Raw genomic sequence first — 13,751 nt, forward strand, 5'->3', positions numbered from 1 at the left:
CTACTGAAATGTAATGGAGCTTGGACAGATGAGTAAGTTTCTCCTCCCGTTTGCCGAGGGACAAATACAAGCATCGGTCTTTTCGCCTGCTGCAATGCTTGTGGCGGCGGTAGTCACTGGTGCGCTCATATCTGTCCAAGGCTCCCCCACTATTGTTGCAACACTACTTCTCTTCATATTCATCGGCGGTTCTCTTGTGAGGACTCGTTGGAGAGTGGTGCTATCTCTTGCAGCTCGCTTTGAGTTTGTCATTCTATTTTGGATCTTTCTCGAGCCCTTTCTGTATGGTTCTACTGTAGTCACTACACTTGTGACTCCCTTTGGTTCTCTCAACATCTATGCTGAGGGGATCACCATGGGGCTTCTGCTTGGGCTCAGGATGATGGGGCTTCTGCTGCTCTTTCTAGTGACTCTCTCGCATATGACGCTGGCCGACTTTACTGATGCTCTTCGAACACTGCATGTGCCCTCGGTCTTGATCGGTTCACTAATGGTGATGTTACGGTATATCCCCCTCTTTTTGGAGGAGAGGTTTCGGATGCAGGAGGCTCAGATCTTGCGTGGTTATCACTGTGCCTCTCGGAGAGAAAAAATCACGTCGCTTGGCTATTTAGTTGGTTCTACTATAGACCGGGCCTTTGACCGGAGTATAGCTGTCTATGAGGCTATGGCCCTGCGTGGTTTTGGTGCCTCCGTCGATCATAGAGCTCACGGATTTCGCCGTGCTGATCTTCTCCTTCTTTCAATACTTGCCCTCATCATCTTTACAGTACAATGTCTTCTGTTTCAAATCTTAGGAGTGATACTATCATGGAGCCCGCTATAGAATTAGAGAAAGTAAATTTCAGGTATCCGAAGTTTGCCCTTCGCGATATCTCTCTCTCATTAATGAACGGAGAGCAGAAGGTTCTCGTAGGGCTCAACGGTTCTGGAAAGACCACCTTATTTCGGCTTATCTTGGGTCTATTGAGACCCACCTCCGGAAAGATTCGTGTTCTTGGAACTCCCGTAGTGCAGGAGAACCTGTGGGTAATCAGACAACAAGTTGGTTTTCTCTTTCAGAATCCCTCTGATCAGCTCTTTGCCCCAACCGTATGGGAAGATGTGGCATTTGGCCCGAAAAATTTGGGACTGAGCGAAGAGGAGATCCGGCATCGTGTCGAATGGGCTCTTGATGTTGTCGGCATGAAGGATTTTCTCGAGCGCTCTGTGAACAAACTAAGTCATGGGCAGGCCAAACGTGTTGCACTTGCTGGAATTGTAGCAATGCGCCCCAAAGTGTTACTGTTAGATGAACCATTTACGGGTCTTGACTTCCCAATGGTCGAGTCTATGATTGACATCATAAATCAGCTGCGCGCAGATGGTGCCAGTGTCATGTTTACCACACACAATCGCATCTTTATCGAGAATTGGGCGGATTCTATTGCGATAATGGATAATGGAATGCTTGTCTATGATGGCCCTGTGGAAGAGGCGTTTGACCGTCCAGAACTAGTCACACTCATGGGGGATTGGTCCTGCCTCAAAAAGAAGATGAAAGGTCTAGACTGTTTGACTGGTGTTGTCCGTTATGGTTAAAAGGTTGTAAACTGCAACAATGCATGTGGCCAATCTTGGATAGGTGAACTGTAATAGTTTAAATAAATCCGTCTGGAGTCGTCCAAGGTTGTTCCAATCATGGTGTGAACCTATAGTTCACGGATGTGCCTACTATCAATGGTAGGTGGACTGGGCCCTACAGCCACGAACAGTCCAACTATCGACCAACGGCATGATGATCAAGCGGAGGTTGCCAAGCCAGGTCAAAGGCGCGAGGTTCAGATCCTCGTCTTGTAGGAGTTCGCGAGTTCAAATCTCGCCCTCCGCACCATTCTTTATTCCATTTTTCTATTATTTTGATGCTATGCCTTCGGGTCGTGGCATGAGGAAAATAGTATCTACTTTTTCAACACTATCCAAGCTTTCAATACTTGCTGACATAAACTTGGATAACTCAGTCATATTCTTGACTCGAACAATGCACACAAAGTTTGCAGGCCCAGCAGTCCAAAATATTTCCGAGACCTCCTCGTAACTGGAGAGGGTTTGATAGAGTGATTCAGATGAACCTGGTTTTGCTCTGATCATGACGAGGACATGTATTTCATAGCCTATCCTGCGGTAGTCCACCTCAATAGTGAAACGTTTTATGACTCCAATCTCGTGAAGTCTGTTGATTCTCTTGCGTACCGAACTTGCTCCCAGCTTGACTCGTTCTCCTATTTTTCTGAGAGAGGTCCGGGCGTTCTCCCTAAGAATCTTGATGATTGCAAGATCTCGTGCATCTATTCTATCCTCTGCGGTCAACTAACATCCACACTCATCTAAATCGCACTACAATATGATAGCATTGCCCACAGATTAGAGTTGTGGGCATGGCGCGAAATATATTATGACTTGACCCGGGTAATGATCTTCCGTCCCATTAGGTCCCATACTTCGACTTCTGCGTTGAGGGCGCATTTTGATGCGATCTCATCGTCTGTTGGTTTGGGAACTTCGTAGGTCTCGTATGTTTCAGCATCCATCAGCTGGTAGGTTTCTCCCATGTCGGCAATAATTGTCGCACTTCTCTTGTCTATGACCGGAACATCGACCATTCTATCTGCTGGCATGATCGTGTTACGTTTACGACCATCAAAGAAGCCTATTGCAACAATATTGGCCTTTGCGGCTCCGTGCTTGCCCGGCTTCGACTTCTCAATCGATACTACTCGGCAAGGCTCTCCATCAATCAGAAAATAGCTCCCCGGTTTTAGGGTCTTCGCTTCGGTCTTCCGGATACTCAATACGTTTCACCAACTGATACCAAGTGTGAATTGGCTCTAGAGGCCTCTCTCATATACCTTATGGTCCTCAGTCACTGGTCATGTGGCAAGAGTAAAATGCAATCCTGTACCTGATTTGAGTGGTGTGCCGTCATATGATAGAAGAGAAACCAAAGATTCTGACAGACCGACGGCGAGTCGGACTTGTCTGCAAGCCCGGACGGGTCGATATGGAGCACGTGGCTGCTAAGGTCACAGATTTTCTCACATCTGCGGGGCTTGAGGTGTTAGTTGATCCCGGTTCTTGTAATGTGGCCCAGCGCGGAGCTATCCCTACCCTGATTGAAGACTTTGATGTTGACTTTGTAGTGACAATAGGTGGCGACGGCACGATCCTTCATACGCTCAGCCTGCTACGTGATCGGGAGACCCCTCTCTTTTGCATCAATCGTGGGACTGTCGGGTTTCTCACAGAGAGTAGTACAACCGATGCGCTGGATGCGCTCAGGCAGGTCATAGATGGGAACTGCATTATTGAACGCTGTGTCAATATCTCTTCAGGAGTCGGAGATCTCCGTTTTGATGATGCTCTGAATGAGGTATATGTGACCTCTCGATTACCCGGAAGACTGTTGACCTTCCAAGTCTATATTGATGGCACTAAGGTTGACTACGGTCGGGCGGATGGCGCAATGCTCTCTACGCCCTGTGGATCCACCGCCTATGCACTGGCCGCTGGCGGGTCTATCTTGACCCCTAATGTGCACGGTCTTATCTTTGTGCCAGTCTGTCCGCCTCGCTTCGAACTGAAGTCGCTGGTCATCCCCGATTCTAGTATGCTTGAACTGGAACTGACTAAACCTGGTGCTGGAGCACTTGCTGTCATTGATGGACAGACCCGCTGGGAGGTGGAACCGGGAAGTATGGTCTGGCTCCGCAAGTCTGACACAGTCACACGATTCATTCGTCTCTATGACAATTACTTTGATCGACTCAACACCCGTCTTGTGCCACGTACGCTCTAGGTGGTATACATGGGGGCGATCTTTGTCGTTGATGCCGGGGTCTTGTTTACGAAGTGGGTGGACAAAAATCCCGATGCGAAATTTGTGACGACAGACGAGATCGTACAAGAAGTCAGAAATCGTCCGAGCAAGCAACGTATTGATTTTCTCTTGTCCACAGGTCGCTTGAGGGTGGAGAGTTACGATCCACGAACAATTGTATCGGTCAAAAAGGCCGGGGCGATCACAGGAGACCGCCGAGTTCTCTCTGAGGTGGACACGAGTCTACTTGCACTGGCCCTGACCCGACAGCAGAATGGTCTTCCGGCAATTGTGGTCTCGAAGGACCTAGCTCTTCTTAATACTGCACTTGCTCTTGATCTCAAGGTCGTGGATCCCTCTGGTCGCCTGAAACGTAAGATCACTTGGGGGTATCGATGTCCTTCTTGCAAACATATCAAGTCGACTGCACCACCCGATCTTCTATGTCCTATCTGTGGAACGCAGATGCGACGTACTGCACTGAAGAGCAGACCTCTTTGACACTGGACTTGAAATATTCCACAGTATTTCGTAGGTAATACCATATGTTATGTTCTATGTAGATTCATACTGTCATGTGATTAGACATGGCAGAAGTGGGACTGACTATTAATCGTGAGATCGAAGATGTGAAGGCGCAAGTGCGTCAGGAACTTAACACCATTCGTGAGTTACTTGACGAGTTCGGATATCGAGACAGTTCTCCCGGGTGGGATACGCCGTTCCAACTGTTCAAACTAAGGCGCGCAATGCGAGTTCACTATATGGCACTTCGGATGCGTGATGTCTCCGCCTCTCCTTTGGCCGAACCGGATATGATCTGGGAACTAAAGCACGAATAGGAATTGTGACTATTCACCAAGAACCGTCACGTGTATCGCTCTGCTACGCGGTCGCACATCAAAGTCCACGAAGACGATCTGTTGCCATGTCCCCAGAGTTAGACGGCCTTCCTCTATTGGTATAGTAAGACTAGGGCCAACCACCGATGCTCGCACATGAGAGTGTCCATTACCATCCCCCCATCTAAGGTGGTGTTCATAGACCGCATCTCTTGGTGCAATCCTCTCCATCGCTTCTGGAAAGTCCTTGAGGAGTCCTCCTTCATACTCGATGGTGGTCACTGCTCCTGTCGATCCCACACAAAAGACTGTACAGATACCATTTCGAATCTCACTGTTACTGATCACTCTGTCAACTTGGCCAGTGATATCTATCATGTCACAGTGACCTTTTGTCTGGAACTTGATCTTCTCATGATGTACCGCCATGATACAGTCATCCTCCTAATATAGCCGTCAGATCCAACTCACGATTGACGACGTGCCTCTACCTATTCCGCGACTGCACGATAGTATCTCTTTTGCGCCTCAATTAGGTCATGTAAGATTTTAGTCTTGTCACCAAGTATCTTTTCATTATCTTGGAGTGTCTGTTGAGCCTCAAGAGTCTCGGATCTATAGAGATGCCTTAGTATCGAAACTATTACGTTCATATATTCCTCGCCTGTGGTCAATGCAACTTCTTGCATCTCTCTAAGAACCTTATCTATCTCCTCAGACCCATTAGGGGTACGATTCCATAATGCATTGAATATTGTGAATAGATCCTCAAATGCTTCCTTTGGCTCGTTCATGTTTTTGAATCCCGTAAGTGAGTGCCTCAGGAGATCAATCGCTCTCCCCGTCAAGTCCTCTTCATCTGTCAGAAGGGCCTCTTTTCCAGCCGTTCTGTACCAAATCGTGGCCAGTTCTGCGATTCCTGACTCTTCATACTTCTCAGCAGTTATTACTGCCTTTTCACAAGCCACCCAGTGGAATGATGAACTTCGCTCCATGTCTCCCATATTTCGTGCAGCCTCTGCGGCTTTACTGTATAGGCGTGACGCCTCGTCAATATTATCTGCATCAGTCTCATCTTCAGCCATTTGGATATAGAGTTCGATTGCCTGTTCAAGTAGTGCTCGTGCCTCGTCATCTGAACCTGCTTCATAGAGTACTGCTGATGCCTCCTCTAATGCAATGGCTTGGTTCTCTATTTCCCCTTCTTTTTCTCTAAGGGTTGCCTGATCCCGATAATGATCTATGACTTCACTGTAGACCCCAGTTGCAGCATCGTTGTCGCCCCAGTTCTTTAGACACATTGCCTGAAATCGAAGATACCTGTTTGCAGTATCCATATCTCCCTCCGACTGTGCCTTTCTGGCCAAGTTCTCGAACAGTTCAGCAGCCCGCTTGAATGCCCAACGTGCCTTTATCGGACTTTGGACATCAACAAACATTTTCCCCGCCTTGACAAGTAGTGGGGCAACCACCTCGGCGGGGCCCTCCATCTGCATATACGCCTCGGAGGCCTTAATCATTGCCTTCTTTCTCGCAGTAGTCAAACGCTCCTTATCGTATATTTCCTGAGCCGCATCATATGTGTTACCCGCCTTTTCGAATTGCCCTGCCTGTTCATATAGACTTGCAGCTTCCATGAGCAAGCGGGTTGCCTCTGCATTGTTCCCTTCCTCTTGCAGTATTTGAGCAGCTTCAGCAAGAGCTGTAGCAGCCTCTTCAAAGTTCTGTTGGGACTTTGACTCATCTGCCCACTTCTTTGCTATACGAATTGCTCGCTGCAAAATCCTCTTGCCAAGTTCTCGGTTGTCGGTCGAATTGTATAGACGCCCGACCTTTTTCAAAATCCGAACCGTTTCGGAATATTTGCCTTCCATCTCTCGCGAGTCGGCTTCATTCTCAAGTGCATCTGCTGCTTTGACTATCAATACGTTTCTCTTATCTGTGTCCTTTTCAAAGTCGGCCGCTCTAAAGAAGTACTCAGCGGCTTTCTTGTATTCCTTCGCTTCTTCAGCAATTGTTCCGGCAAGCTCGTTAATTCTTACAATCTCTTTTCTTGTCTGACCATTCTGTTCTACTCTGATCAGCATGACCATTGCTTTTTCTAGAATGTCAAAGCACTCCGATGCCATGTACGCATCTCTGTATACTAATGCGGCCTCTTCATAGATCTTGGCTGCTCGTTCGTATCTCTTGTGTTTTTCTAGTGTTTCAGCCGCTTTTACGAAGAGCTTTGCTGCTGTCTTACGATCTCCCTTTTCGAGTTGACTCCTTGCAAGGTTGAGTACGTCTTGGAGTGTTGTCAGTAGATGAACCTCCTCGCAGCGGCTCTGCGATGTTCGATTTTACAACATGACTCATTGATAATCGTTGCTGATATTCATTATGTCCAATCTTTTCCGGCGCTATTATTTTTATATAACGTGACCATTTACGTGCCTATTATGAAACGTTGGTACGCTATCACCTGTTATTTATTATCAGTTGTTTATCCTTATATCCATGAAGAACAAGAATTTTCTAAAGTATTGGCTCGCAAATCAGCAAAGTTTATACGTATTTTGTCTATCAATTGTTAGAGGAAGGAATTCTCATAAGAGAAATGGGGCTAGTTATTCGTGTATATGATACACGAGTTGATCTAGGTCGGTCGGTCGGTCGTCATAGACGTGATTTTTTGAAACTGAGGACTGCGCTGCTTGTGATTGCAGTGTTGTCACCATTGTGGGTTATGCCGCTCTCGGCACCTGTGGTTTCGGACGTTGTGGTGGTCATGCACCACGATAGTGCAGTGAGTACTGCTGTCCGGACTATTACGGCAAATGATCCGTCTGTGCAGGTTGTGGAATACGGTTCTTTGGAGTATGCTCTGACCATCTATCGGACGCTTGGAAGAGTTGTGTGGGTGTCACATGGTTCTGAGGACGGTATTCTAGCAGGTTCGCAGATGCTCAGTTGGCAAGCGTTCAGCAGTCGGACTCGGATGACTCCAGGGAAAGATATCGTATTGGCATGTGATTCGGCTAAGATTAACCAATATGTGTCGATATCACAGGCAGTCGGAGTCAATGGGGCCATTGATGCGTCACTTGGCGGAATGTTTGCGGTTCTTCTTCTTAAGCCAACACAAGCAATTTTACATGATATGGCAAATCGGTTTTCCGATATTATTGCGGGATTTGTGTTGCCGCAGTTTCTTGGCACTATGCCAGCGTGGTGGATAGCAGTCAAGGCAGGATTAATGGTTCTATTTACAGGAATCTATTTCCTTTATGCTGAAGCAAAATTGCCTCAAGCAGTAGCCGAGCTCAATTATAGTCCACTTATGATTGTTACAATTGTAGCTGCAATTACAATTATATCAACAACATTATTTTACCTGCTTCAGTCTATCTATCAAAATCTTGCAGCATTTCTTGCGGTTGTTTCACCGCTTGTAAATGTTCTTGCAGGTTTGGCAATCCAACGGATAATAGGCGGTGCATTGCCTGGTGGCGCATACCTTCTTGGTCTGGCGGCTGGACGAGTTGCAGCTCTTGTTGGTTGCTCTGCATCAGTCGGGCAGCCGTGGATTCGAGCAGCTTTTGCGGCATCAGCAGCCCTATTTGCTGTAAGTATAGTAGACTTTGTAATCATTACCGTATATACATATTTGACCTAGACTATTATGAGGTGCAAGACTAATGACCCCTACTAACCAAGAACAAATTCGGTTGGCACTTCCAGTAGATAGTTGGTACATGGTACTAATTGCACAACTAGTGCTCCTGCACAGTGTAGGGGTCATTGTTCTTGCCATTATTGATCCGAGTGGAACTACGACCGTGTTTGGTCTCTTGGTAGTCTTTCTGGAATTGTGTATATTTGCTGTTGTCTTAAAGTGGCTTGCACTACGCAATAAAGTCGCTATATGGGGCGGTACCGCCGTGTTGATGCTGGCCCAGACCGAACAGAGTGGTCCTGAACAGAGTAAAAATATCACGAGAGCTGCTCTTATTCCTCTTGAGAGATCACGAATTGGAATTCCAGCTGCGACTGTTCCATTGGTTGTTGCTCTAATCACATCTGTGGTTGTTGTTCTCAGGATCGGAATCACGGATGTTTCTGGGCCTGATGGATTTTCTGTAATGTTGTTAGTATCGCTTGTCGGTCTGTTATTTTCTGCTGGTCTTGCTATTATGGAAAATTGGTATATTCGCACTAGTAAACGGATCAGGAGTCTTTCATCGGAACAGATAATCTCACGCTACAGTATGGGACATGGGATGTCAAGGTATATTCTTACTGACCTTGAAGAGCAACTAGAACAGCCAGATGGCATGCAACAACGAGTTGGGTCATTACCACTACCTCTTGGACTGTTTCTGTTGCAGATGGTGGTATGGATCATTTTACTTGCTATTTTCCTACACGTGTGAGGTATAAATGATTAGTACGTGGAAATCTTCGCGTATTATTGAATTACATGAGTTCAAATACTGGTAATTACGAGTCAAATATTGGTATATACAGCAGATGAAATGCATGTTACAGATGCAATGTTGATGTTTATTGATTGTTGTAGTCATTATCACTGATTTGTGATGGCAATTGAATGTGGGCTGATTACACGAGAAAAAATAATAAACCGCGAACTAATATTCTGATATATTCGCACAAGCATCAATACTTTGAGTTTGTGGGATTTTGCTTGGTCAATAGGTTTTCTTTTGATAGGTATGATTACTGAAAAAAGATTGACACGAGTTTCAGGAGAGTGTTATTTTCACAGATTATATGTTCTATTGTAATTCTCTGACAGCAGCAATATATTATTGTTATTATTCCCAGAACAAGTTCTTAGGCTCAATACACTAAAATACCATTTCGTTGATAACATACCCACAGGCAAGGGAGCCCCAATTGAGCGGAAGCGAAAATCGAACTGGCTTGGGTCTAATAGGGACTGGTAACATTGGGAGAACTCACCTCATCGGGATTTCTTCTCTTATTGCTGCTGGACTTGTTGATGTTGATCTTGTAGCGCTCTGCGATACGGACAAGCAGTCTTTGAAATCCGCTGCTGAGTTATTTGAGGTCCCAACAACATATACCGATTATGCTAATCTTATTACCGATGATAATGTCGATATAGTCTATGTCTGTACTCCCACCAATCGCCATCCGGATATTGTGAAGGCTGCGGCGCGTGCTGGCAAATCCGTCTTTTGTGAAAAACCACTGGCTCATAGTTGTCCTCAAGCACGAGATATGTTGGCTGTGACTCAGGATGCTGGAGTCCATGCGGGTGTTGATCTAGTCCTTCGGTATGATCAGTATCTGCTCTATGCGCGAGAGCTGCTGAAACAGCATGATTTTGGCAATCCTATGCTTGTTCACATACGCGATGATCAACGATTTCCCGTAGATTATATTTATTATTCTCGATGGCGTGGGGACAAATCAATAGCCGGTGGTGGAACCCTCATCGAGCATAGTATCCATGATGTGGATCTGCTGGTCTGGTTGCTGGGTAAGGTCAGTGATGTGTATGCTCGTGTAGGTTTCTATGCAGGGCGTGAGGTCGAAGACATGGCCTCGCTGAGTCTTCACCACAAGAATGGAGCGATCAGTACTATTGACTCGATCTGGCATTGGGTTGAGCGACCTAATGAACGCTATATCGAGCTCTTCTACGAGAAGGGCTACATTGGGATTCGATTAGAGTCGGGACAGCGATTTCTTGAATATCAACTTCAGGATTCTCCACCTATCAAGGTGAGCGCGGAAAAGGCTAATCATGCGCTTCTTCGTCAGCTCGGTCTCGATGGCACGGGTCTTTCAGCCGATGCTCTTGAAGCATTGACCGCGGTGGGGACTGAGAGGTATGCAGCATTGAGCTATGCATTTCTAAATGCGATTAAACACAATCAGCAACCGACCCCAAGTTTTTTGGATGCGATCACTGCTCATAATATTGTGGACGCCGCATACGAGTCCGCAAATCTCGGACGGCCTGTTGACATACTATGATCTCCTGTCAGTTATTCCATGTCGCTATGCTTAAGAACAAACTAGAGCGTGTCAGGTAGGTTGTGGCCATGCACGAAATCTTCATCGATCGAGTTGATCCTTCTGACTATGACGTACTAGTCGCAGGCGGTGGCGCTGGTGGGCTTCTCACCTCTCTGGCCCTCTCGGCAGAGGGAAAGCGTGTTCTCATCATTGAGAAGGGTGATCGCCTTGGAGGTGTCTGGTATGGATACTGGGTCGATGGCTATCGCGTAGATCATGGTCTTCATGTCATCACTCGCGTCACTCGGGGGGCCTTCACTCAATTTATGCGGACCTATCTCCCGCAGCCTCCTGAATTTATCCTTCATGATGGATGGTTCTTCAGGGTTCATGATCGTGTGGGCACTATTCCCACAAGTGTTGGGCAGACTCTTCGATGGCCACTCACCGGTATGCGTGGGCGTCTTGGGCTGGCCAAGATCGGCGCGAAGATAAAGACCATGAAGCTTGAAGAGATGAAAAAGTACAAGGATATTACATTTCTAGAATTCATGCGGCAAAAGAATGCTCTTTACCAGCCGATGCTTGATGTCATGCAGAGTGCGATCTATATGGCTGCTGGGGTGGGGGTTGATGAGGCCTCTGCATATGAAGCGCTCCGAACACTCAAAGACACCGACAAAGAGACCTCTAAACTCACAACCATCAAGAAACTGCTCTTTGGCTCTTCCGAATACGATGAAGGGTATGTTGTTGGTGGGATGGAGGCATTGGTGCAAAAAGTGGTCGATCAGATCAATGGCGACTACCTCTTGAACACACCTGTTGAGAAAATTACTGAGCGAGATGGTCATGTCGTCGGAGTCACCGCTGGTGGTGTTGATCTTGCTCATAATCGTGTTGTCAGTAATATTCCTCTCTGGTCCATGCCTTCTATCATCCAGTCTGATAACACTCATGTTCATGACTTCTTTGAGCGATGGAGCCACATGCGTGTTACTCGTGGTGTCACTCTCTGGTTAGGACTTGATGAGGTAGTCATTGGCGATCGCAAGTCGCGTGTCATAGTCCATCCCAATCCAAATCGCTGGATCGTATCAGTCTCAAGTTTTGACCCATCTTGCGCTCCTGAAGGAAAAGAATTGGTGGCGATTGCCATGATGGCCTTGGAAGGAAAGAGCCTCCAAGAACATGTTGAGATCATGAAGAGCCATGGTTTTGAGAAGTATCATGGTGACGTGTTGGATCATATTGAGATGGAGCATCCACAGACCTCGTATGCTACTCGTGCCGCGCTCATCCCCGGGCAGACCGACCTTGACCGTCCTGGCCCCCGAACTCCTATCAAGGGTTTCTATATTGTGGGGACTGATACTGCTGGATCTGGTGTGGGATTGCAACAGGCCGCCAATTCGGCTCAAGGTGTAGTCACAGCATTGAAACAAGATACGTGATCTGGTTAAATATACCGTCACTTTCTTAGACGCAACGAAAAGGTTTTACATCATGATATGCGTGTTGCAATTGACCAAACTGGTCAATTGACTAGGAGTCCTAATAATGCCAGTTATTGAAATCCGATGGCACGGCAGAGGTGGACAAGGCGGAGTGACCTCCGCAGAGCTGTTGGCTAAGGCCGCCTATTATGACGGATACAAAGGTGTACAAGCGTTCCCCTACTTTGGTGCAGAACGTCGCGGGGCACCTGTAAAGGCCTTCACAAGAATCTCAGACCGGGAAATCAATGTCCGGAGCCAGATCTACGAACCCGATATTGTTGCAGTATTAGACCCAGGAATTGTTGACCTCATTGATGTCACTGAGGGTCTCAAAGATGATGGGAAGATCATCATCAATACTCACAAACGCCCTGACGAATTTCATTTCGAGCGTGGTCATGTCTATACTTATGATGGAACTGGGATTGCCCTCAAACATGGCCTTCTTGTTGCTGGTCTCCCTGTTGTTAATACTACTATGCTTGGTGCCTTTGCTAAGGCTACTGGCTTGGTCAAACTTGAGACCGTTCAAAAGGTGATCATGGAGAAATGGCCTGGCAAGGTTGGCGAGAAGAATGCGAAAGGTGCCAAGGAAGCCTATGACTTCTGCATAGATTAAATAAAATACGAGTCGTGTCGGAAGCAAGCAATTAGCCTCCGACGCAGGCTCTCTCTTTGGAATTTTATTTCATGGAAGATTTTTCTGTTACCTGTTTGTTATAGTGGTGTTTCTTGATTCCTTCTTTTATCCGTACATTCCCTCATAGCTTGGTGTTGAGGGTCCTACGGCCGGGCGTTTCATACCTTGTACCTGTTGGGCCATCTCTTCCATCTTCTTGCGGATTTGATCTGCACTCTCAACAAGTTCACTGACATCAATGTTGAATGCATATAGCCGGTTGAGTGCTTCAAGGAGTTGCACGGCGCCCTCTGGATCAGGAATGACCGCTATTGCTGGTGTCAGAAGCGCGAAACCTACCATATCCCTGCATAAGGTCTCTGAGAGAATGGACCCCGCAATTCCTGTTATGAGACCTTTTTTGAACATCTCAAGTTGCGAGTCCTTTGAGAGTTCTGCGATCTTCTCCTCCTCAGCCGCATAGAGAACCTTACGGTCCTTTGGGAGGCCTTGGACTGGAATGCCATCAAGAATAACGGTTTCCTTCACACCTATCTGTGCAGCCCAATCAAGAATGGCCGAGCTGACAGCATACATTCCGTTTTCCGCAACTGGTAACTCGGTCGTGACCACAATCAGGTTACGTTTCTCGTGACCATAGATGCGAAATGGGTGTCTCAGCCTGCCATCCATAAAAATCGCGGCGGACGGAATGTACCTCGATCGCACATGCGCAATCTCGGTCATCTCAAATTGCTCAATGATGGTATTGGCAGCCATTATCCCGACAACACCTGCACTGGGGAAGCAGCACACAAGTAGGGGATTGTCGAGATCAATAGTTTTTGTTTGGACTACCTTCGCTTCGGGATATCCTAAGACACTGGAACTTTGTTCTTCCATTTTGATACGCCCATCTCAGTGGTATGCATTTAGTCCGATAT

15 protein-coding genes and 1 tRNA gene are annotated in these 13,751 nt (G+C 46.8%); 11 read left to right on the forward strand and 5 right to left on the reverse strand.

The genetic code is table 11. From position 1 onward, the window contains the following. The first annotated feature begins 28 nt into the window (after positions 1 to 28). The 3 genes from K9W43_02095 to K9W43_02105 all read left to right on the forward strand — a co-directional run bounded on the left by K9W43_02095 (position 29) and on the right by K9W43_02105 (position 1,873). Positions 29 to 826: an energy-coupling factor transporter transmembrane protein EcfT gene (locus tag K9W43_02095; protein ID MCF2136006.1), complete on the forward strand. Its 798-nt coding sequence runs from the start codon at positions 29 to 31 to the stop codon at positions 824 to 826. After that, a complete protein-coding gene (locus tag K9W43_02100; protein ID MCF2136007.1) occupies positions 811 to 1,581 on the forward strand; it encodes an energy-coupling factor ABC transporter ATP-binding protein in 771 nt (256 codons plus the stop codon). The genes K9W43_02095 and K9W43_02100 overlap by 16 nt, the downstream gene beginning before the upstream one ends. Before the next feature lie 204 nt (positions 1,582 to 1,785). After that, positions 1,786 to 1,873, forward strand: a tRNA-Leu gene (locus K9W43_02105). Positions 1,874 to 1,893: 20 nt separating this feature from the next. Here the strand turns inward: K9W43_02105 and K9W43_02110 are convergent. Beyond that, on the reverse strand, positions 1,894 to 2,349 hold the full coding sequence (locus K9W43_02110; GenBank protein ID MCF2136008.1) for an Lrp/AsnC family transcriptional regulator: 456 nt from the start codon (positions 2,347 to 2,349) through the stop codon (positions 1,894 to 1,896). 83 nt (positions 2,350 to 2,432) lie between these two features. Next, the gene (locus K9W43_02115) at positions 2,433 to 2,831 is read right to left on the reverse strand and encodes a translation initiation factor IF-5A (protein ID MCF2136009.1); all 399 of its coding nucleotides are present in this window, start codon (positions 2,829 to 2,831) and stop codon (positions 2,433 to 2,435) included. Between the two features lie 134 nt (positions 2,832 to 2,965). Between K9W43_02115 and K9W43_02120 the strand changes: the two genes are divergently transcribed. From K9W43_02120 to K9W43_02130, 3 genes are all read left to right on the forward strand, one after another. Further along, positions 2,966 to 3,835, forward strand: coding sequence for an NAD(+)/NADH kinase (locus tag K9W43_02120; GenBank protein MCF2136010.1), 870 nt, complete (start codon positions 2,966 to 2,968; stop codon positions 3,833 to 3,835). Between the two features lie 9 nt (positions 3,836 to 3,844). Next, positions 3,845 to 4,357, forward strand: coding sequence for a hypothetical protein (locus tag K9W43_02125; protein ID MCF2136011.1), 513 nt, complete (start codon positions 3,845 to 3,847; stop codon positions 4,355 to 4,357). An 86-nt stretch (positions 4,358 to 4,443) separates the two neighbouring features. Then, a complete protein-coding gene (locus tag K9W43_02130) occupies positions 4,444 to 4,698 on the forward strand; it encodes a hypothetical protein (protein ID MCF2136012.1) in 255 nt (84 codons plus the stop codon). A gap of 9 nt (positions 4,699 to 4,707) precedes the next feature. Here K9W43_02130 and K9W43_02135 read toward each other — a convergent pair whose 3' ends face one another. Together K9W43_02135 and K9W43_02140 are read right to left on the reverse strand one after the other, a co-directional pair. Beyond that, positions 4,708 to 5,127 carry a secondary thiamine-phosphate synthase enzyme YjbQ gene (locus K9W43_02135; GenBank protein ID MCF2136013.1) on the reverse strand — a complete coding sequence of 140 codons (420 nt, stop codon included), beginning with the start codon at positions 5,125 to 5,127 and terminating at the stop codon, positions 4,708 to 4,710. 62 nt (positions 5,128 to 5,189) lie between these two features. After that, positions 5,190 to 7,001, reverse strand: a complete 1,812-nt coding sequence (locus tag K9W43_02140; GenBank protein MCF2136014.1) for a hypothetical protein — start codon at positions 6,999 to 7,001, stop codon at positions 5,190 to 5,192. Between the two features lie 296 nt (positions 7,002 to 7,297). Here K9W43_02140 and K9W43_02145 point away from each other — a divergent pair, with 296 nt between their 5' ends. The 5 genes from K9W43_02145 to K9W43_02165 all read left to right on the forward strand — a co-directional run bounded on the left by K9W43_02145 (position 7,298) and on the right by K9W43_02165 (position 12,807). Then, positions 7,298 to 8,356: a hypothetical protein gene (locus K9W43_02145; protein ID MCF2136015.1), complete on the forward strand. Its 1,059-nt coding sequence runs from the start codon at positions 7,298 to 7,300 to the stop codon at positions 8,354 to 8,356. A gap of 22 nt (positions 8,357 to 8,378) precedes the next feature. Next, positions 8,379 to 9,113, forward strand: a complete 735-nt coding sequence (locus tag K9W43_02150; GenBank protein ID MCF2136016.1) for a hypothetical protein — start codon at positions 8,379 to 8,381, stop codon at positions 9,111 to 9,113. 484 nt (positions 9,114 to 9,597) lie between these two features. Beyond that, positions 9,598 to 10,707 carry a Gfo/Idh/MocA family oxidoreductase gene (locus K9W43_02155; GenBank protein ID MCF2136017.1) on the forward strand — a complete coding sequence of 370 codons (1,110 nt, stop codon included), beginning with the start codon at positions 9,598 to 9,600 and terminating at the stop codon, positions 10,705 to 10,707. A gap of 68 nt (positions 10,708 to 10,775) precedes the next feature. Further along, positions 10,776 to 12,143, forward strand: a complete 1,368-nt coding sequence (locus K9W43_02160; GenBank protein MCF2136018.1) for an FAD-dependent oxidoreductase — start codon at positions 10,776 to 10,778, stop codon at positions 12,141 to 12,143. Positions 12,144 to 12,249: 106 nt separating this feature from the next. After that, the gene (locus tag K9W43_02165) at positions 12,250 to 12,807 is read left to right on the forward strand and encodes a pyruvate ferredoxin oxidoreductase subunit gamma (GenBank protein MCF2136019.1); all 558 of its coding nucleotides are present in this window, start codon (positions 12,250 to 12,252) and stop codon (positions 12,805 to 12,807) included. 126 nt (positions 12,808 to 12,933) lie between these two features. Here the strand turns inward: K9W43_02165 and K9W43_02170 are convergent, their stop codons facing one another. Then, a complete protein-coding gene (locus K9W43_02170; protein MCF2136020.1) occupies positions 12,934 to 13,710 on the reverse strand; it encodes a PAC2 family protein in 777 nt (258 codons plus the stop codon). Positions 13,711 to 13,751: the final 41 nt, after the last annotated feature.

The sequence above is a fragment of the Candidatus Thorarchaeota archaeon genome (assembly GCA_021498125.1).
GTDB lineage: Archaea > Asgardarchaeota > Thorarchaeia > Thorarchaeales > Thorarchaeaceae > B65-G9.

Coding starts and splice junctions, on each gene's coding strand:
- K9W43_02095 (MCF2136006.1), top strand. CDS start 29: ATGAGTAAGTTTCTCCTCCCGTTTGCCGAGGGACAAATACAAGCATCG.
- K9W43_02100 (MCF2136007.1), top strand. CDS start 811: ATGGAGCCCGCTATAGAATTAGAGAAAGTAAATTTCAGGTATCCGAAG.
- K9W43_02120 (MCF2136010.1), top strand. CDS start 2,966: ATGATAGAAGAGAAACCAAAGATTCTGACAGACCGACGGCGAGTCGGA.
- K9W43_02125 (MCF2136011.1), top strand. CDS start 3,845: ATGGGGGCGATCTTTGTCGTTGATGCCGGGGTCTTGTTTACGAAGTGG.
- K9W43_02130 (MCF2136012.1), top strand. CDS start 4,444: ATGGCAGAAGTGGGACTGACTATTAATCGTGAGATCGAAGATGTGAAG.
- K9W43_02135 (MCF2136013.1), bottom strand. CDS start 5,127: ATGGCGGTACATCATGAGAAGATCAAGTTCCAGACAAAAGGTCACTGT.
- K9W43_02145 (MCF2136015.1), top strand. CDS start 7,298: ATGGGGCTAGTTATTCGTGTATATGATACACGAGTTGATCTAGGTCGG.
- K9W43_02150 (MCF2136016.1), top strand. CDS start 8,379: ATGACCCCTACTAACCAAGAACAAATTCGGTTGGCACTTCCAGTAGAT.
- K9W43_02160 (MCF2136018.1), top strand. CDS start 10,776: ATGCACGAAATCTTCATCGATCGAGTTGATCCTTCTGACTATGACGTA.
- K9W43_02165 (MCF2136019.1), top strand. CDS start 12,250: ATGCCAGTTATTGAAATCCGATGGCACGGCAGAGGTGGACAAGGCGGA.
- K9W43_02170 (MCF2136020.1), bottom strand. CDS start 13,710: ATGGAAGAACAAAGTTCCAGTGTCTTAGGATATCCCGAAGCGAAGGTA.